Source organism: Ferrimonas senticii DSM 18821 (assembly GCF_000422665.1).
Classification (GTDB): Bacteria; Pseudomonadota; Gammaproteobacteria; order Enterobacterales; family Shewanellaceae; genus Ferrimonas; species Ferrimonas senticii.
Window position 1 is genome coordinate 93,702 of the sequence record NZ_KE383900.1, and the last position, 19,820, is coordinate 113,521.

Annotated in this window: 17 protein-coding genes and 1 tRNA gene; 10 read left to right on the plus strand and 8 right to left on the minus strand. The window is 54.4% G+C overall.

Annotation, left to right across the window (positions count from 1 at the left end):
• The first annotated feature begins 7 nt into the window (after positions 1-7).
• A complete protein-coding gene (locus tag G506_RS0117160; RefSeq protein ID WP_028117947.1) occupies positions 8-1,270 on the plus strand; it encodes an HlyC/CorC family transporter in 1,263 nt (420 codons plus the stop codon).
• Between the two features lie 54 nt (positions 1,271-1,324).
• On the opposite strand, the gene G506_RS0117165 is transcribed toward G506_RS0117160, so the two are convergent.
• From G506_RS0117165 to G506_RS0117175, 3 genes are all read right to left on the minus strand, one after another.
• Positions 1,325-3,607: a hypothetical protein gene (locus G506_RS0117165; RefSeq protein ID WP_028117948.1), complete on the minus strand. Its 2,283-nt coding sequence runs from the start codon at positions 3,605-3,607 to the stop codon at positions 1,325-1,327.
• 284 nt (positions 3,608-3,891) lie between these two features.
• Entirely contained in the window at positions 3,892-4,131 is a 240-nt protein-coding gene (locus tag G506_RS0117170; RefSeq protein WP_028117949.1) for a DUF3389 domain-containing protein, read from the minus strand.
• A gap of 43 nt (positions 4,132-4,174) precedes the next feature.
• Entirely contained in the window at positions 4,175-4,600 is a 426-nt protein-coding gene (locus G506_RS0117175) for a hotdog fold thioesterase (RefSeq protein WP_028117950.1), read from the minus strand.
• A 167-nt stretch (positions 4,601-4,767) separates the two neighbouring features.
• Here G506_RS0117175 and G506_RS0117180 point away from each other — a divergent pair, with 167 nt between their 5' ends.
• Positions 4,768-5,241 carry a DUF2947 family protein gene (locus G506_RS0117180; RefSeq protein WP_028117951.1) on the plus strand — a complete coding sequence of 158 codons (474 nt, stop codon included), beginning with the start codon at positions 4,768-4,770 and terminating at the stop codon, positions 5,239-5,241.
• Between the two features lie 103 nt (positions 5,242-5,344).
• On the opposite strand, the gene tkt is transcribed toward G506_RS0117180, so the two are convergent.
• Together tkt and G506_RS0117195 are read right to left on the minus strand one after the other, a co-directional pair.
• Positions 5,345-7,342, minus strand: coding sequence for a transketolase (gene tkt / locus G506_RS0117185; RefSeq protein ID WP_028117952.1), 1,998 nt, complete (start codon positions 7,340-7,342; stop codon positions 5,345-5,347).
• Positions 7,343-7,649: 307 nt separating this feature from the next.
• On the minus strand, positions 7,650-8,492 hold the full coding sequence (locus tag G506_RS0117195; protein WP_028117953.1) for a DNA ligase: 843 nt from the start codon (positions 8,490-8,492) through the stop codon (positions 7,650-7,652).
• A gap of 295 nt (positions 8,493-8,787) precedes the next feature.
• On the opposite strand from G506_RS0117195, the gene metK reads away from it, so the two are divergent.
• The 6 genes from metK (at position 8,788) to gshB (ending at position 14,242) form a co-directional block, all read left to right on the plus strand.
• Positions 8,788-9,942, plus strand: a complete 1,155-nt coding sequence (gene metK, locus G506_RS0117200; RefSeq protein ID WP_028117954.1) for a methionine adenosyltransferase — start codon at positions 8,788-8,790, stop codon at positions 9,940-9,942.
• 225 nt (positions 9,943-10,167) lie between these two features.
• Positions 10,168-11,310, plus strand: coding sequence for a C15 family peptidase (locus G506_RS0117210; protein ID WP_028117955.1), 1,143 nt, complete (start codon positions 10,168-10,170; stop codon positions 11,308-11,310).
• A gap of 26 nt (positions 11,311-11,336) precedes the next feature.
• Positions 11,337-11,819, plus strand: a complete 483-nt coding sequence (locus G506_RS20090) for a SprT family zinc-dependent metalloprotease (RefSeq protein ID WP_035387481.1) — start codon at positions 11,337-11,339, stop codon at positions 11,817-11,819.
• A 30-nt stretch (positions 11,820-11,849) separates the two neighbouring features.
• Entirely contained in the window at positions 11,850-12,542 is a 693-nt protein-coding gene (locus G506_RS0117220) for an endonuclease (RefSeq protein ID WP_028117956.1), read from the plus strand.
• A gap of 2 nt (positions 12,543-12,544) precedes the next feature.
• On the plus strand, positions 12,545-13,276 hold the full coding sequence (rsmE, locus tag G506_RS0117225; RefSeq protein ID WP_028117957.1) for a 16S rRNA (uracil(1498)-N(3))-methyltransferase: 732 nt from the start codon (positions 12,545-12,547) through the stop codon (positions 13,274-13,276).
• Positions 13,277-13,288: 12 nt separating this feature from the next.
• Positions 13,289-14,242 (plus strand): glutathione synthase, encoded by a 954-nt coding sequence (gshB, locus tag G506_RS0117230; RefSeq protein ID WP_028117958.1) that lies wholly within the window; start codon positions 13,289-13,291, stop codon positions 14,240-14,242.
• Between the two features lie 29 nt (positions 14,243-14,271).
• On the opposite strand, the gene G506_RS0117235 is transcribed toward gshB, so the two are convergent.
• The 3 genes from G506_RS0117235 to G506_RS0117245 are packed head-to-tail and all read right to left on the minus strand — an operon-like array spanning position 14,272 to position 18,379.
• A complete protein-coding gene (locus tag G506_RS0117235; RefSeq protein WP_028117959.1) occupies positions 14,272-16,746 on the minus strand; it encodes a putative bifunctional diguanylate cyclase/phosphodiesterase in 2,475 nt (824 codons plus the stop codon).
• Between the two features lie 47 nt (positions 16,747-16,793).
• Positions 16,794-17,207: a type 2 periplasmic-binding domain-containing protein gene (locus G506_RS20095; RefSeq protein ID WP_035387482.1), complete on the minus strand. Its 414-nt coding sequence runs from the start codon at positions 17,205-17,207 to the stop codon at positions 16,794-16,796.
• 8 nt (positions 17,208-17,215) lie between these two features.
• A complete protein-coding gene (locus tag G506_RS0117245; protein ID WP_035387483.1) occupies positions 17,216-18,379 on the minus strand; it encodes a TonB-dependent receptor in 1,164 nt (387 codons plus the stop codon).
• Between the two features lie 245 nt (positions 18,380-18,624).
• Between G506_RS0117245 and G506_RS0117255 the strand changes: the two genes are divergently transcribed.
• On the plus strand, positions 18,625-19,656 hold the full coding sequence (locus G506_RS0117255; RefSeq protein WP_035387484.1) for a methyltransferase: 1,032 nt from the start codon (positions 18,625-18,627) through the stop codon (positions 19,654-19,656).
• A gap of 77 nt (positions 19,657-19,733) precedes the next feature.
• Positions 19,734-19,820: transfer RNA gene (locus G506_RS0117260), tRNA-Leu, on the plus strand.

Genomic DNA, 19,820 nt, shown 5'->3' on the forward strand with positions numbered 1-19,820 from the left:
GGAATTTTTGGACGCTATCGCCACCGACAGTTTGCTGATTGCACTGGTTGTACTGCTGTTGATCTCCGCGTTTTTCTCAAGCACTGAAACCGCCATGATGGCACTGAATCGCTACCGCCTGCGCCACCTTGCGCAAAGCGGCAATCATCGCGCCAAACGCGCCGACGAACTGCTGCAGCGGCCAGACCGCTTGATTGGCCTGATCTTAATCGGCAACAACATCGTCAACATCGGTGCCGCCACCCTCGCTACCATCTTGTGTGAACGTTGGTTTGGCGCTTGGGGACCGGCCGTCGCTACCGGCGGCCTCACCTTGATTGTACTGATCTTTGCCGAGGTCACGCCGAAGACTCTAGCGGCGCTTTACCCAGAAAAGATCGCCTTCCCCAACTCCGCTATCCTCAAACCGTTGATGACCCTGTGTTATCCACTGGTATGGCTGGTTAATGCCATCAGTAACGCCCTACTGGCGCTATTTGGGGTTAAATCCCTAAGCCACGATGACACCCTAACTGCCGATGAACTGCGCAGCGTGGTTCATGATGCTGGGGCACTGATCCCCAGTCGTCACAAAGAGATGCTAGTGTCGATTTTGGATCTTGAAAAAGTCACGGTCGAAGACATCATGATCCCCCGAGCCGATCTGTACGCCATCGACATCAATGATGATTACAAGGTGATCATGCGTAAGTTGACTCGGTCGCCACATACCCGGGTGCTACTGTATCGCGACAACATCGATGATCTGGTGGGGATGATGCACCTGTCGGATGTACTGCGACTTATTACCCGCGAGCAGGGCGAACTGGATAAATCAACGCTATTGCGGGCGGTCGAAGAGGTCTACTACATCCCCGAAGGGACGCCGCTCAACGTGCAGTTATTAAAATTTCAGCGCGCCAAAGAGCGACTAGGCGTAGTAGTTGATGAGTATGGCGACATTCAAGGCTTGGTAACGCTAGAAGGGATCCTTGAAGAGATCGTCGGCGATTTCACCACTGGCCTTCAAGGCCCACCCAGCGATGATATTCAGCAGCTGGCCGACGGCGCTTTGTTGGTCGATGCCTCAATCACCCTACGCGATTTCAATCGAGAAACCGGCTGGGAACTGCCCACCGATGGCCCCAAAACCCTAAATGGCCTGATTGTCGAACAACTGCAGCGGATCCCTGCCGCGGGCACCACTCTGACCATTGTCGGCCACCAATTGGAAGTGGTCACCGTCACCGACAATAAAATTACCCAAGTTAAGCTATACCAACAGCGCTGAAACGTAACAACGGCCACGCTATTACCGTGGCCGTTTTGTAGTTGTTGCTTACTGCTAAGGCAGTGGAATTGTCACCTGCAACTGGAAGATCTCCCCTTGCGAAGGATCGAGCGGCAAGATCCCCTCATAAGCACCAATCTCACTAAAGACGCTCATACGGTAGAACCCACGTAAATCAAAGCCGCCTTGGCCGTCACTGGCCACCACCGCAAAATGTTCACTATCGCTAATGGTGTACTCGGTGCCAGAGGTACCGGTCACGGCAATGTCGGTTACCGACACCACCAACATGCCATCGTCCACTTGCCAGTTAAACGGCACATTTTCGTCACCATCAACAAAGGTACCGCTGCCACCAGCATTAAAGGTGTATGCTTCGCCATCAAACAACTCGATGGTTTGGCCGCTGACCAGCTCGGTGGTGAACTTCAGATCGGAGCCTGATTTACTTTGGCACAAGGTCACCACACGCTGAAAGGCGCGGAAACTGTGAGCGTCTTCCGGCCGGGGGCCACCGAGGCCATCATAGGCTTCATCCTCGTAATTACCTTCAATCTGGCAGGCGTTATCGATGCCGATAGCAAACTGATCGTTGTAAACGAAATTGGCCGCGTTGATCAGCGCATCGCCGGCGCTGGCGTTGTATACCCAACTGCGATCATTCATGCCAGCAGGGCTCAACTCGCCCCAATGAACGACATCGTCATACACCGCAACAATCAATGTGGCTGGCAGCGCCGCGCCAGCAAGATCCGCTAGCGCCGCTGGCAACGTCAATGACCACAACGTTTGTTCAGCGACAGTGACCTCGGCATAACTGCCGGCGGCAACCATGGTCGCCTCCCCCTGCTGCGGCAGTTTGTACCATTGTGCGGTCAGGCCATCATCATCCAGTAACTTAACCAGCAGATCGTAATCCAGCTCTGCGGGCAGCAACAATGCTCCGGCTATCCCATCGCTGTCGGCCGCCACCGGCAAACTGGCGAGAGTCGCAACGCTTTGCGCTTCGGGATCACCACTGGCATCGACACGTTGTACCGCCTCGCCGCTGCCATCATCGAAATAGAGCAGATAGGTATCGCTGCTGTAACCATCGTTAAGCCGATAAGCCAAAGCCCCGTCACCGAAACTGGCGTTATCTTCGATGATGCTGGCCAAGGTTTGCGTTGATGGCCGAGTCGCGAGAAAGTCCGCCATATCGCGCCCAGCAAGATTGACACTGAAATCCGAGCGAATAACGTAAGGCGTCTCGGTCAGCAGATCTTTGAAGTTGACGCTGCCATCGTCATTGACGGCGCTGAACTGAAAAATATCGGCGCTTCGCTGCCAGCCACTGTCGGTAAGCAGCAATGGCCCTTCGGCATCAGCACTGGTAAGCTCCGCCAACTCGCCCCACTGATCTTGCTGATAATCGTATTCGGCAAAGCTCTCAGCCGTGCGAGTCAGCGTGCCGTAATCAAACGTCGGCGCCGAGCCAACTTCGTCAAGATCGCCAGCTGCTGGCAGCGCTTCTAGGTAGCTATCGAAGTACACTAAGCCGTTCTGCCCGTCGGCAAATTCAGCGCCGATGCTGATCTCGGCACTGCCATCCATATCGGCTACCGCTTGCTCGACCACCTCGTCGACTACGCCATCGATCGCCACCATTAACTCGGCGACGCTGCTGTAACCGCTCAGGTTGATGCCATTATCACTAAGCAGGTTCGTAAATTGTTGCTGCACCTCATTGACCAGTGCCTCGACCTGCTCAACATCGGCGGCATTGGTGGGATCAAGCCCCAAATCGGCAAAACTTAAGCCCTCCTCGATACTCTCAAGAAACTGCTGGTAAGCCGCTGTCGAGGCGATGTCAGCATTAATGCTTACCGCTGTGGTCGGCGCGTAGATGGCATCGTCTGGCAACGGCTGACCAACCGTTAGGGTTGGCACCCCATCCAAGTCAAACAGCACCACACAATCAAAACGCGGATCGCCGGGGATCTCGACCGTCCAAGTACCGGTGGCGTCATCTCGCACCAAGCTTTCTGAGGGAATATCAACAACTTCAACTACGTTGCCAGCGCTATCAACCACCGCAACCGCAATGTTTTCAGCCTCGATATCATTACCATCAATGGCGTAGGCTCGCGCTAACAGCGCATCGCTCCAATGCCACTGTTGGCTGGTCAATAAATTGTCAGGGGCATCTAGGGTGACTTCAAAGGCAGTGGTGGTAGGAGGTGGCGGTGCACTGCCACCACCAATGGTTTCAGGGGCACTGTTGCTGCCGCCGCCACTGCAGCCAGATAGCAAAATTGCCGCCACGGCCGTGGCGGCTAACGAATGGGTGTTATTCATGACGCTCTTCCTTGAGTTGGTTACATCCCTAAGGCCCGCCACGAAACCGCGACGAACAATGTCAGGCTAGTACATCCACACAACAAAGAGGGTTTAATACCAATTCACCCAAATATCTAATTACTATTGCTGGTTTAAATCGTCTCACTCGGCGTTACTCAACTTACTGGTAGAGCCACTAGCAGCGGCGTTGAGTGCCTTGATTGAAACGATTTCTCCTGCGCACTAGATAAACCATGTACTTACGTGAATTGGTATAATCGCAAGATTGAATTGCTATGAGTTCATCTAGCCGCTTTGATCGCTAGTCCTAGCTCTTGCGCCAGAGCAATCAACTGTTCATCGTTATCCAGTTGCAACGACCAACTGACGCCACCACCGAAGCCAGTGATGACATTAGCAATGCCGATCAGTTGAATGTTGTCGGCACCGGCTTGGAAAGTGATTCGGGCAGGGCCATCCAAACGCACCATCAGTTCGTTAGGATTGGCAATCAAGGTGCCCTGAGAGAAGCTCAGTTTCACGGGTTACCTTTAACTGTCATTGCTTACCTTTGTGTTTCATTATTTACCTTTTGTGTTTCAACACCGCCATGGTCAAGCGACTGGTACAGACCAAACGCTCCCGTTCATCGCGGATCTCAATCTGCCAAACTTGGGTGGTTGCCCCTAGGTGAGCCGGGGTCGCCGTCGCGATCACCAGACCACTGCGCACCGCTCGAACGTGATTGGCATTGATATCTAAGCCCACACAATAGTAGCCCTCTGCCACACAATAGTTGGCGGCAATTGAACCAACGCTTTCCGCCAGCGCGACACTGGCGCCGCCGTGTAGCAGCCCTAGCGGTTGATGGGTGCGATTATCCACCGGCATGCTCATCGACATCGACTGATCATCAAAGCCGGTTACCTGCATCCCTAGATGCGCCACCAAGCAGTTATCGCCCCGGGCGTTTAATTGCGTCAGATCGATCGGTCGTTTCCAAATTGCCATCGTCGTTTTCCTTAATTTTTGTTGATCGCTTGGGCAGTTACCGCCGCGCGCAGTGGCAGGCAGTGTAAACCTGTGGGGGAATCGGCTGCAATCAGCCGCTTCAGCCATCTAGCCTGAGCGCCGTTATCTGCTAAAGTAGCCGGCAAATCACTCTGGCTATTGCAGCAATGAACTACCAAGCCCTCTCCGACTACCCGCTAAGCTGGGTATACAACCGTGCTGACATGGCGATCAGCGACGACGACAAAGCCACCATCAAACCGCTGGTGCGCCAATACGCCAACCAAGTGTGGCAGCGTGAAGTCAGTGCTGAAGCGATTGACTTAGAGCGACTAGAAGCCAATGAATGGCTGGCCAACAAAGCCAACTGGCATGGCAGCGTCAATTGGGAAACCGCGTTTGACAGCGACGAGTTGCAACTGCCTGCAGAACTGGCGGATTACCTGAACTGGGATCCCAACACCATCGTCTACGTCTGCTACGATGCCGATCACATCATCGAAACCCGCTACGGCGCGTTTCGCCGCAGCTGGAAAGCGTTTCTGTTTGCCGCCGAACAAGCGCTGATTGTCGGCCGCCGTCGCAACGAAGTGCTGTGGTTTGTCGATGAATCCAAGGTCAAACTGGGTAATAAAGCCTAAGCCGATTCGACCAAAGCGCTGGCCGACGACCTGCGCGAACCGCAGAAACAACAAGGCCCCGACATCACTATCGGGGCCTTGTTCATTTCAGGGCGTTTGAGAATTAACCCAGCAGCTCTTCGGCGGTGGCAACCACGTTATCAACGGTGAAGCCGAACATCTTGAACAGCTCTTCCGCTGGCGCAGATTCACCGAAGGTGGTCATGCCGATGATGCGGCCATTCAGACCCACGTACTTGTACCAGAAGTCAGCGATCAGCGCTTCGACGGCGATGCGCTTGGTTACATCAGATGGCAGTACCGATTCACGGTAAGCGGCATCTTGCGCGTCAAACACGTCGGTGGCTGGCATGGAAACCACCCTTACCGCTTTGCCTTTGGCTTCCAGCTGCTCTGCTGCTGCCATCACCAATTCCACTTCAGAACCGGTAGCGATCAGGATCAGCTCTGGCTTGCCAGCGCTGTCTTTCAGTACGTAACCGCCCTTGGCAACGTTAGCCAGAGTGGCATCGTCGCGCACCATCGGTGCCAGACCTTGGCGCGAGAAGATCAGTGAAGATGGACCATCTTTACGCTCTACTGCGTGACGCCACGCTACTGCGGATTCCACCGCATCACATGGGCGCCAGGTGCTCATGTTCGGGGTCATACGCAGTGATGCCACTTGCTCAACCGGCTGGTGAGTTGGGCCATCTTCACCCAAACCGATGGAATCGTGGGTGTAGACGAAGATGGTTGGCTGCTTCATCAGCGCTGCCATGCGCACCGCGTTACGGGCGTATTCCATGAACATCAGGAAGGTCGCGCCGTATGGCTTAAAGCCACCGTGCAGGGTGATGCCGTTCATGATGGCGCTCATGCCGAACTCACGTACACCGTAGTGCACGTAGTTACCAGAAGCGTCTTCGGCAGAGATCGACTGCGAACCAGACCAGTTGGTCAGGTTAGATGGGGTCAAATCGGCAGAGCCGCCCAGCAGTTCAGGCAGCACTGGGCCAAAGGCGTTCAGACAGTCTTGGGAAGCTTTACGGGTAGCAACCTTGTTGGCGGTCGCTTGCAGCTCGGCCACGTAGTTGTCAGCGTGCTCGGTCCAGTTGGCTGGCAGTTCGCCGGCCAGACGACGCAGCAGTTCCGCCGCCAGCTCTGGGAACTCGGCTTGGTAAGCCGCAAATTTCTGATCCCAAGCCGCTTCGTGCTCGGCACCGGCCGCTTTGGCGTCCCACGCTTCGTATACGTTAGCTGGGATCTCAAATGGACCGTGGTTCCAGCCCAGGAATTCACGGGCAGCAGCGATCTCTGCTTCGCCCAGCGGCGCGCCGTGACAGTCGTGGGAACCAGACTTGTTTGGCGAACCGAAACCGATGATGGTCTTGGTGCAGATCAGAGTTGGCTTGTTGGTTTCGGCTTTGGCAGCCTCAATCGCGGCTTTAACGGCGGCAGCATCGTGGCCATCGACCGCTGGAATAACGTGCCAGCCGTAGGATTCAAAACGTTTCGGGGTGTCGTCAGAGAACCAACCTTCTACGTGACCATCGATGGAGATGCCGTTGTCATCCCAGAACGCGATCAGTTTGCCCAGACCCAAGGTACCCGCCAACGAACAGGCTTCATGGGAGATGCCTTCCATCAGACAGCCGTCACCCATAAACACGTAGGTGTGGTGATCAACGATGTCGTGGCCAGGACGGTTAAACTGCGCGCCCAGTACTTTTTCAGCCAGTGCCATACCAACACCGTTGGTGATGCCCTGACCTAGAGGACCAGTGGTGGTTTCCACGCCAGGGGCGTAACCGAACTCTGGGTGACCAGGAGTCTTAGAGTGCAACTGACGGAACTGCTTCAGATCGTCGATAGACAGATCGTAACCGGACAGGTGCAGCAGCGAGTAGATCAGCATCGAGCCATGGCCGTTAGACAGAATGAAGCGATCGCGATCCGCCCAGTTCGGGTTGGATGGATTGTGCTTCAGAAAATCACGCCATAAGACTTCAGCGATATCCGCCATGCCCATTGGGGCGCCAGGGTGGCCAGAGTTTGCTTGTTGTACAGCGTCCATGGACAACGCGCGGATGGCGTTGGCGAGCTCTTTACGGGATGACATTATGACTCCTGAGTGCAGAGAATTTTTAGAGCACGGTGACACTTCCGGTCACTTAAGGTGCCCTGATTTATCAAATTGTATTCGATTTTAGCGTTGATCTAATGACGACGAACGGTCATTACGGCGAGAACCCGGTGGTTGCGACCAACCGATTGTTGTTGCCAGAGCCCAACGCGCCCAAACGGGCGGCGCTATTGTCCTGATTTGTAAACGCTGACGCAATTGCGATGACCCAATTGCCGAGCTCTTTAGCCATTATCACCAGATAACTGTCTATCAGCTCATGGATTTAAGCCAAAGTGCTTGCCTACAGCGGGGTAAACAATCGCTCGAAGCGCGCAAAGCGTGGCAATCCAGAATCGGTATAGCCATTAAAGCGATAAGTGACGGTACTGCCCACCGGCGGTGGATTTTGTCGCTGTTCATCACTAAAGCCGCTACCCAGCGCAAATTGACGACCACTGGCATCGCGCACCAACAGCGCCCCCATCTGGCCATGATATTTGCCCTTGCCCGGCAGATGTTCCAACACTACTGCTTCCGCGTCTTGATACACCTTAAGCTTGAGCATTAACGATGATCGGCCAACCAAATAGGGCGAATCGTAGCGTTTCAGCATTAACCCCTCACCGCCACGCTGTTGCACCTCTTCAAGCATCGCTTGCAACGCCTTGCGGTCGGCCAAACTGTGCTGGCGTACACCCCGCAGATGCGGTTGATCGATTCGTTGCAGCAGTTGTTGTAGCTCTCGATTGCGCACATAGAATGGGTCAAGACTCATCGGCAGGTCGTACACCAAGAAGCGCACTTGATGCCAACGTTGATCGCGGGAATGGGCATCACGCACCACGCTCATCAACTCTTGGAAACGGCCGTAGCCAAGCCACAGTTCGCCATCTAGCGGGTAGTCCGGCAGATCTTCAATAAACCAACTTGGGGCATTGATGTCGCTGCCGCCGCGGGTAACCAGTTTGCTGCCGGTCCAATAGGCACGCATGCCGTCAAACTTTTCACTGACCAAATACACCGTTAGATCAACGTCTTGGTGATAGGCCTTGGCCAACATCAAATCAGGCCCTTGTGGATATACCGCGGGACTTAACAGTGCCGTTATGCCGCCGAAACAGATTGCCGGTATCGCCCGATTCATTGTCGCTCCTTGAGGTAGTTAACGGCACACTCAATCCCTGCTGGTGCCAACTAGTCGTTCAAATTATCAACCAGTTACAACGCAAAGCAAGACGCCAAGAGGTAAAACTAAGCAAATCCTGCCCTAGCGCAAACCAGCCTTTGGCCAACGACTACACTTGAGCAAAAACTGTGACTTTAAAACGGTTTATTTTGCCGCCAACACTGGCAATCAACGGCAAAATCCATAGAATAGCCGTCCAGACGTAGAAGCATCTACCAACAATTTTTGATATTCCGACGGGAGAGTTCCTTTAATGGCACGTCATCTGTTTACTTCAGAATCCGTATCCGAAGGCCATCCGGATAAAATCGCCGATCAGATCTCTGATGCGGTACTGGACGCCATTCTGGCGCAAGATCCAAAAGCTCGCGTAGCTTGTGAAACCTACGTAAAGACCGGCATGGTTATGGTTGGCGGTGAGATCACCACCTCCGCTTGGGTAGACATTGAAGAGATCACCCGTCAAACCGTACGCGAGATTGGCTACATCCACTCCGACATGGGCTTCGACGCGAACTCTTGTGCGGTTCTGTCTGCCATCGGCAAGCAGTCTCCAGACATCAACCAAGGTGTTGATAAAGCTGACCCACGCGAGCAAGGCGCTGGCGACCAAGGTCTGATGTTCGGTTACGCGTCTAACGAAACCGACGTGCTGATGCCAGCTCCAATCACCTACTCTCACCGTCTGGTTAAGCGTCAAGCGGAAGTTCGTAAGAACGGTACCTTGCCTTGGCTGCGTCCAGATGCGAAGTCTCAGGTAACTTTCGCCTACAACGCTGACGGCACCGTCGCCGGCATCGATGCGGTAGTACTGTCTACCCAGCACGCAGAATCGGTATCTCTGGAAGATCTGCGCGAAGGCGTAATGGAAGAGATCATCAAGCCAACTCTGCCAGAAAAGTGGCTGACCAAAGACACCAAGTTCCACATCAACCCAACCGGTCGTTTCGTAATCGGCGGTCCTATGGGCGACTGTGGTCTGACCGGTCGTAAGATCATCGTTGATACCTACGGCGGCATGGCTCGTCACGGTGGCGGCGCATTCTCCGGTAAAGATCCATCCAAGGTAGACCGTTCTGCGGCTTACGCCACCCGTTACGTTGCCAAAAACATCGTTGCGGCAGGCCTGGCGGATCGCTGTGAAATTCAGGTTTCCTACGCCATCGGCGTGGCCGAGCCAACCTCCATCAGCATCGAAACCTTCGGCACCGGTAAGCTGCCAGAAGACAAACTGATCGCATTGGTTCGCAAGCACTTCGATCTGCGTCCATACGGCCTGATCCAGATGCTGCACCTAGAGCGTCCAATCTATCAGCCGACCGCCTCTTACGGTCACTTCGGCCGCGTTGAGTTCCCATGGGAACAGACCGACAAGGCAGAAGCGCTGCGCGAAGAAGCTGGCCTGTAAATGCTCGCTTAAACCGTCTCACTACGCGTTGGTTAACTGATTGGTAGAGCCCACTAGCAATTGCGTTAACCGCCTTGATTGAAACGGTTTACCCTTCGCATTAACGGTTAAAATTAGCTTGATGCGAAACATAAGTTATTGAAAAACCCGCCTAGTGCGGGTTTTTTATTAACCAATTCAGCGTTACCTTACAGCCCATACCTTTCGCTAATGGAGTAGCGTGTTATGGCTCGTGCCACCCTGATTGCCCTCTCTTTACTTGCCGCCAGCAGCCAAGCCACCGCGATGAACGTCGAAGAGCAGCGCTATGCTCAGGCGATCACCGAACTGCCGGGGGTGACCGGTCGTTACCAACCGCAAATCGACCACTTGCTGTCGCGCTATCGCGCCGACACCAACGAACTGACCGTCACCCGCAAGGTTGCCGAAGATGGCATCAACTTATGGCGTGCCGCCGTTGCCGATGTGCAAGCTGGCTACCTTGATGATCGCAGTCTCTATTGGGACCGCTTAGCCACCCGCATCGCCTTAAAACAGCAGCGCCCGGACTTTGTGATGGCCGACTGGCAGCGCGACATATTGCTGACCACCCTTGAAAAAGCCTCCCGTGGCATGAGCGATATTAAGTTCGCCCCAGACAGTGATATCCGCATTCTGATCACCGGCTTTGATCCCTTCAACTTAGACCGTCAGATCGGTCAGTCCAATCCGTCGGGGCTGGCAGCGATGGTGCTGGATGGCACTAAATTCCAACTGGGCGACAAGCAAGTGCAGATTGAATCGGTGCTGATACCGGTGCGCTTTGCCGATTTTGATAACGGCTTGGTGGAATCGCTGCTCACCCCCTATTTCCGCGATAACAGCGTCGATATGGTGGTCACCATCTCGATGGGACGCGACGATTTTGATCTAGAACGCTTCCCCGGCCGCAATCGCTCCGCCAGCGCCGCTGATAACCTCGGGGTGCTGACCGGAGCCAGCAGCAAGCAGCCATTACCGCCACAACTGAATGGCAAAGTGCTTAATGGGCCAGAATTTGTTGAGTTCACCCTGCCCGCCAATGCCATGCTCAAAGCCCATGGCCAGTACGCCATCAACGATAACCGCAAAGTCACTACTGACCGTGGCGAGCGCAGCGCCAGTTCGCTGCGACAACTGGACGATGCCCTGTCAGTCCAAGGCTCTGGCGGCGGTTATCTATCGAATGAGATCAGCTACCGCAGCGTGCTGTTGGCGGAACTGCTGGGTAGCCGCGTGCCGGTTGGCCACATCCACACCCCGAAAGTCAGCGGCCACGACGTCAATGCCGAAAAAGCGATTGTGGAACAGCTAGAAGCGATGCTGGCACAAGCGGCGATGACGTTGTAACGGCCTTTAGCGTTATACTGCGCGGCATGAGCTTTGAAGATGCCATCGCCGCGCAGGTAGAGCGTTGTTACCAACACGCCGAAAACCAGCTCAAGCGGCCATTTCCCAGACCCTCGATCAGCTTCGCCATGCGCGGGCAAGCCGCTGGCGCGGCTCACTTACAGCACAATCGACTGCGCTTTAATCCAGTGCTTGCGGCGCAAAACCAGCAAGCCTTTATCGATCAAGTAGTGCCGCATGAAGTCTGCCATCTGTTGGCGTGGCAACTGTATGGCAAGGTCAAACCCCACGGCCGCGAGTGGCAAGCGCTGATGGTTAACTTGTTTGCCGTCCGTCCAGATACCCGTCATCAATTTGATGTCAGCGCGGTCGCCCCGCGCACCTTTAGCTATCGCTGTAACTGCCGTTTGCACCAACTGACTATCCGTCGCCATAACAAAATCTTACGAGGCCAAGCAGAATATCGCTGCCGCCTGTGCCAAAGCCCGCTACAATCCGCGCTTAGTTAATTTTGTAACCGACTAATAACCGAAGTATTCATGCCTGTTGTTGTATTTTTATTGGCGTGTCTGGTGAGTTTTAACGCTGCCGCGACCCCACAATCATTCAGCTCTGCCAAGAAAGAGTTGCGAAAAATCTACGTTAATAACCTGCCGCTACAGTCGTTCTACTGTGGCTGTGAGTTTTCCGCTCGAGGAAAAAAATTGGTGCCCGACTTAGATGGCTGCGGTTATGAACTGCGTAAAGAAACCCAACGCGAACGCGCCGAGCGGATCGAGTGGGAACACGTGGTACCGGCCTACGACTTCGGCCGTCAGATGCAATGTTGGCAAGATGGTGGCCGCAAAAATTGCGGTAAAGACCGAAACTTCCGCCGCATGGAAGCGGATATGCATAACCTCTATCCGGCCATCGGCGAGGTTAACGGCGACCGTTCCAACTTTGGCCTAACCGACTGGAACGGCAAATCGGTTAACTACGGCAGCTGCGAAATGGTGGTCGACTTTAAAAAACGCCAAGCCCAACCACCGGTGCGCGCTCGCGGTCAGGTAGCCCGTGCCTACCTTTACATGGCCGACCGCTATAATTTGCGTCTGTCCCGATCCCAACAAAAGCTCTACGCTGGGTGGAATCGAATGTACCCAGCCGACGCCAACGAATGTCGCCGCCATCAGTTGGTGAGCAAAAAGCAGGGCTGGGAAAACCCATTTATCGCCGAGCAATGTAACTGATCATGCGAGTACCACGAATTTATCAGCCGCAACCACTGACGTTGGGGCAACGTTTATCCTTGGATGAAGATGGCGCCAACCACGTTGGTCGGGTGCTGCGAATGCAAGCCGAGCAGCAGCTGATGCTGTTTAATGGCGACGGCGACCAATACCTTGCGACCATCGTTGAAGCCAGCAAGAAATCGGTTGTGGTGTGCATCAGCGAAGTGCAACAGCATAACGCCGAATCACCGCTGGATCTGGAACTGGGGCAGGTGATCAGCCGCGGCGATAAGATGGAGTTCACCATCCAAAAATCGGTCGAGCTTGGGGTTAACGTTATCACCCCACTGTGGTCCGAGCGCTGCGGCGTCAAACTGCAAGGCGACCGCCTTGATAAGAAATTGCAGCAGTGGCAGAAAATTGCCATCGCCGCCTGTGAACAATGCGGCCGTAATGTGGTGCCAGAGATCCGCCCAGTGATGAAGCTGGAGCAATGGTTACAAGAGTCGTACGATGGCCTTAAACTGAACCTGCACCCGCGCGCTCAATACAGCATCAATACCCTGCCTACCCCAGTGACTCGGGCACGGTTGTTGATTGGCCCGGAAGGCGGCTTGTCGGCAGAGGAGATCGCCACCGCCGCCGACGCACAATTTACTGATATCCTGTTGGGCCCACGGGTACTGCGTACCGAAACCGCAGCACTGACCGCGATTACCGCTCTGCAAGTTCGTTTTGGCGATCTTGGCTAACAAGGAACAAAGATGATCAAACTTGGCATCGTGATGGACCCAATTGCGTCCATCAACATCAATAAAGACACCAGCTTCGCGTTCCTGTTGGAAGCGCAACAGCGCGGCTATGAATTGCACTACATGGAGATGAACGATCTCTATCTGCTGCAGGGACAGCCACTGGCACGGATGCAACCGCTAACCGTGCAACGGGATGCCGACAACTTCTATCAATTAGGTGAAGCGGTTGAGCGGCCACTGACGGATCTCGATGTGATCTTGATGCGCAAGGATCCACCGTTCGATACCGAGTTTATCTACGCCACCTACATGCTGGAACGCGCCGAAGAGCAAGGCACCTTGATCGTCAACAAGCCGCAGAGTCTGCGCGACTGTAACGAAAAGCTGTTTACCGCCTGGTTTGCTGAACACACCCCAACCACCTTGGTCACCCGCCGCGCCGAAAAGATCCGTGAATTTCACGCCGAGCACGGCAACATCATCGTTAAGCCGCTGGATGGCATGGGCGGAGCATCAATCTTCAAGGTCGGCCCAGAGGGCGATAACCTTGGGGTGATCATCGAAACTCTGACCAATCTGGGTAATAACTACGCCATGGTGCAAGAGTTTATCCCTGAGATTAAACAGGGCGACAAACGCATTCTGGTGGTCGATGGCGAACCGGTACCGTACTGCTTAGCGCGCATCCCGCAGGGCGGTGAAACTCGTGGCAACTTGGCCGCTGGTGGTCGTGGCGAAGCTCGGCCGTTGTCCGACAGTGATTGGGCGATTGCCCGCGCGGTCGCTCCGGAATTGAAAAAACGCGGATTAATCTTCGTAGGCTTAGATGTCATTGGCGATAAGTTAACCGAAGTTAACGTCACCAGCCCAACCTGTGTGCAAGAGATTGATAAGGCGTTTGGCACCAACATCAGCGCGATGCTGATGGATGCCATCGAAGCGCGGCTCAACCAGCTAAACTGAGCCACTAACTAACCGCTGCCTGGCAGCGGTTATTTTTTACCTGCACGACCGGCGATGCGAGTATCAGAACGCCAATCTCGCCAGATAAATTTTGGCCCCACCTGCGCCAACGCTTTCATCAATTGCCGCTCCTCCATTGCCGCTGCATACAGGTAGCCTTGGGCATAGTCGCAGCGCGCTTTGAGTAAGAACTGGTGCTGGTCGTGACTTTCCACCCCTTCGGCAACCACCGTTCGCTTAAGGTTGTGAGCCAAATCGATGACGCTGGTAACGATGTTGCGATCGACGTCAGAGTTATCCAGATCGGCAACAAAACCGCGATCCACCTTAAGCACATCAAACGGCAACTGCTTCAAATAACTTAAGCTGGAATAACCGGTACCAAAATCATCGATGGCAATCTTCAATCCCATCGATTTCAGCTGATGCATAATGTTCATCGCCCGGTCGAGACTTTTGATCAGCACCTCTTCGGTCAGCTCTAACATCAACCGTGCCGGCGCAACGTGGTGCCGCTCTAACGCCTGCCCTAAGCGCTCCACCAAACTGGTGTGCAGATACTGGCTGGGCGATAAGTTTAGCGACACAAAGAAATCATCCCGCTCTAAAGTTTTGGTTAACCGCGCCAGGATCTCGACCGCCTGCTCTAGCATCCGATAACCCAACTCGATCCCCTGTTCACTGCCTTCAACCTCAGCCATAAACTCTTCCGGCATCACCAAACCGCGCTTGGGGTGATGCCAACGACACAGCCCTTCAAAGCCGATGATGCGACCACTGTCCATCGACACAATCGGTTGCAGCGACAACCGCAGTTGCTCGTCACTCAAGGCGCTGCGGATCTCTTGCTCCAACTGTAAGCGCCGCGAGGCACTCTCCAGCATCTGATCGTTAAACACCCGATAGTTGCTGCGCCCAGCCTGCTTGGCTTGATACATCGCCAGATCCGCCCGTTTCAAAAGCTCTTCTGGGCGCACCATTGGATTATCACAGAACACCACCCCGATGCTGGTGGTGATGATTAGGGTATTACGGCCTAACTGCAGCGGCTGCTGCAAACTGGTAAAGATCTGATGAATGATCCGGTGAATGTCCGACTCCGATTCCAGACCTCGAACAATCACCGTGAACTCGTCGCCCCCTAGCCGGCACACGGTATCCATCGAGCGCACGCTTTTTTGCAAGCGATTGGCAACCGTCTTCAGCAACTCGTCGCCGATATCATGGCCTAAGGTATCGTTGATCCGCTTAAATTCATCCAGATCCAGAAACAGCAGGGCAATCTGTTCATCGGTGCGGCCAATCGCGCCTAACGCTTTGCCCAATTCGTGGTGGAACATCGCCCGGTTTGGCAGACCGGTCAGCGCATCCATCATCGCCATCCGCTGTAATTCGTCGGTGTAACGCTCGACATCGCTCTCTAGGCGCTCTAGCTGATTCGCCACCTCTAGGGTCGTGACTTCCAACTGCCCGAGTTCATCGGCAAACCAACTGCGGCGGCGTTGTAGCCGTTCACGCAGATCATCAAAGCGGCTTTGCGCCAACATCGGCAACACTACCCCCAGTCGCCGCAGTCGTGCCAACGGAGCCCAAAACAGCGCGATCCCCACCCCTCCAGCAATCAACACCGCCGCCGCCAGCATCCCCAACAGTTCATTGCGAAATGCCCGTTCGTTGCCAGCCAGCAGATCGATATCGCGAAACAGCAGTAAGGTGTCGTTGCTAGGCGATACCGACCAACCGAAAAACACCCAGTTGGTGTGATACAGCGACAATCGCTGCGGGGCGCTGCTGATCTCGTCCAAGCTCAGTTGGCTGCTGGTCTCCGACAACAGCCGCATGTTGCTGCTGCGGTTGGTTAGGCTAAGCACCTGCCGTTGCCACGGCCCTTGACCACCTTGAGCGCCGCTGATCAGCGCCAGCTGCACCTGATGATTCTCCACAAGCTGCCCCAGTACCTCCTCTAAACCACTGACAAACACCAGCAGTTTGACCTCACCAGCAACCAAAATCGGCACCGCCACTTCAATAAAACAGCTGTTTTGGCAACGTACTCGTTGCACCGGTTCGCTGCGATTGAAACTGCTGGCAAGCCAGCTTTGCTCCATCGGCAAGGCGCTGCCAACCGACATCAATACCTCATATTGCTCATCCACCAGCAGCAGACCACGCAAGCGCCAAAACAGCTCAAAATCACCCCAATTTTGCTCAATCCGCTGGCGCATCTGCTCTATTTGCAGAGTATCGTCACCATCGCGCAAGGTTAAATTGAGCTCTTGGCTAATAACAATTAAGCGCTCCTCTTCAGCTCGCAATCGCAATTGGTAATCGCGCTGCAAAATTTGTTGCTGCTGCTGCAGCACTTGATCCAGTTGCTGATCAAAACGGCGGATCGCCAACACCCCGATCACCAAGCTAACCAGCAGCAGCATTAAGATCAGTGACAGAATGAACTTCCAGCGCAAGCTAACAAAGCGGGAGGGCACAACGGCATCAATCGACATGCATCCCTCCTAAAGCAGGGGATACCACCAGCGACAACACGGCAACATTAGAAACTGACATGCAACTGCAACCCCTGTGCTTCCATCTGCTCAGGCAGATAACCAATGGCTCCCGGGGTGGCATTTACCAACCGCAACAATTCGGCCGCATTGGCCGCTTGCTGGGGTCGTTCGCCCATGCCAGAGAACACCAACCGATCCCATTGCCGATTCAATTGGAATGGCAATAACTGCAGCTTTTGTTTACAGAACTGCTTATGTAACGGATCGCTGGGCTGTAAAACCACCACGGTAATGGCGGTGCCATCTGGCCAAAACTGTCGCTTCATCGAATAGATGGCCCGCAGATCAGCGCGGCTTAATCCCTCGGCGAGCGTAGGTTGATTGACGATAATTTGCACTGCTGCTGCGGGGGCAGACATGGCCACAGCAAGCACAATGGCAGTTATCCAATAGCGCATGCGGCCTCCTACAGGCTCCAGTTCCAACGATAAGCAAGCTGCAGCAACAGGAGATTGCTGTATTTTTGTTGCCCCGGCAGCAGTAGTTGCCAACGCGGCAATAAGGCGCCACCTTCGGTGTAGTGCCATTCCGCCGACAACTGCCAGTTGCGCTGAAATTGCCAACTAATGCCACTGCTCCAGGTTTTGGCATAAGCCGCATAGGCTGGCGCAGGGGGCGTGACTTGCGCGCCATCGCGGTCATCACGATTGGGGTAGTAGATGTCATACCGGCCAAACCACTGCCAGCCATCGCCGGCTAAATAGCGCGCTTGCAAATAACCGCCTTCTGAATCCTGAGGTACGGTTAAGCCAAAATCGATAAGCTCGACATCCATCCGTTGATTGAGATATTCAGCGGTCAACTGCCAATTGCCCAAATCGCTGCGCCAACTGAGCAAATGGGTGTCAACCTCATTGCGGCTACTGGGAGTGAATATCGGCGTCGGTTGGGTAAAATTGTTAATTAAACTGACTTCGGTGTTCACATAGGAATACTTCAGCTGCAACCAGGGCTGATACTGCCATTCGATTGACAGATCCCAAGCGCCATCACTACTGGTATCGAACACCCCCTCCACACCCACCAAAGTGGTGTTAAACTCGTCGCTAAAGTGCATATCACCGTAACTTACATTCCAAGTCAGCGATTGTTCACCAAGGTAGTGTAAGCCTTGCAGTAATAGGCCATCACGGCGCAGTTGCGCATCCCTGCTCCACTCTCGGTAAATGGAACCTGGCAGCAAAATCGAGGGGCGACTAAAGGCGCTATCACGACTGGCGTTGTACCAGCCTTGCGGGATTTTATAGCGTCCTGCGGTTGCTGACAGTTGACCCGAGGACAACGGATGACGGTATTGCGCAAACAGGTAATCGATGGCGGGATCTTCATCGGACAACAACCCCAGTTGCCGCCAAGTCGCCTGTCCGGCGATACGCCAACGCGGGTTGATGCGCCAGTTAGCGTTAATGGCGACCTCTTGCAGTTGCGTTTCCCAATCGCCCTCTGGCGCTATCATGTTGCTGCCATCGCTGTAAGCCAAACCTTGGCCTAAGTAGATGGTGCCGTCGATCTTTGCCTGTGCCGCCATACTTAGCAGCGCCAGCAGATAGATAGATACTCTCAGCGTCATCGACATTCCTTGTGCTCACTGCTTCTTCGACCAATGAAGATCACTGCTTTGGGTTCGCTCCGCGTCACGCTAATGGTATTGGTTGCGCTGACCGGTGAAGGCCAAGCGGAATCGCTGTCATGCAAAGTGCATCAGCTTTGATCCCGAACGCCGACATTGGAGCGATTGTGCAGCTTTATTCAGTGTAGGTCAGAGCCCATGCAACAACGTATAATCACCAGCAAATATGTTTGATGATGCCCCCAATGAGCCTGACCAACCCCAGCCGCTTAGTGCAAAAAAATCTGGATGAATTTCGCGGTAAACACCTACTGCTGCTAAACGCCGATGGCGATACGCTGCTGACGCATTTGACCGCAGAGTGCGCCAGCGTCACCGTGCTGTGCCAAGATCTGGTCCACTTTGAAGCGCTGCGCGCTGGCAACAGCAAAGCCACGGTGCTGTTTGGCTTTGAACCAACAGTGCTGGCGAAACACCAGTTTGATGCCGCGCTGATCCGCATGCCGAAGGCCAAAGAGCAACTGGCATTGCTGACCGCCATCGCCAGCAGTGTGGTCACCACCGGCGAATGCTTGTATTGGTTTGGCGAAAACAAAGGCGGCATCCGCACCGCCGCCAAAGTGGTCGCGCCATGGAGCCACTTTGCCCTAAAGCTGGCCTCGGGCGCCCACAGCCAGTTGCTGCGCGGGGTTAACTTTGAACAACAGCCATGGTGCGCCGACGCTTGGTGGCAGCAACATCAAGTACCGACCCCAGATGGCGAGTTAAGCTTGGCGTCACTGCCAGGGGTTTTTGGTCACGGTAACCTCGATCCTGGCACCAAACTGCTATTGAAAAACCTGCCGCAGCAACCACAGGGCCGGGTGTTGGATTTTGGTTGCGGCGACGGCGTTATCGGTACCTTTTTAGCCAAACGCAATCCGAACATTGAACTGCATATGGTCGACATTAACGCCATGGCGGTCGCGGCAGCGGAACGTTCGTTGGCCAGCCACGGCTTATCGGGCAAGGTTTACCCATCGGATGGCTTGGCGGCGGTTAGCGGTAAGTTCGATCTGATCGTATCCAACCCACCGTTTCACCATGGCCTTGACCAAAGTTTCAACACCGCGCGGCAATTCATCGCCGATGCGGCGGCGAAACTAAATCCCGGAGGCCAGTTGATCATCGTGGCTAACCATCATCTGCCTTACGGAGATGATCTGCATCACGCTTTTGGACGGGTAAATATCCTAGATCAGGACTCAAAGTTCAAAATCTACGCAGACAGTAAATAAACTCAAATAAAGTCGATTTAGAGTGTTGACGACCTCCGAAATCTCCCTATAATGCGCCCCCGTACCAACGATGAAACGCAGATGTGGCGGAATTGGTAGACGCGCTAGCTTCAGGTGCTAGTGTTCGAAAGGACGTGGGAGTTCAAGTCTCCCCATCTGCACCA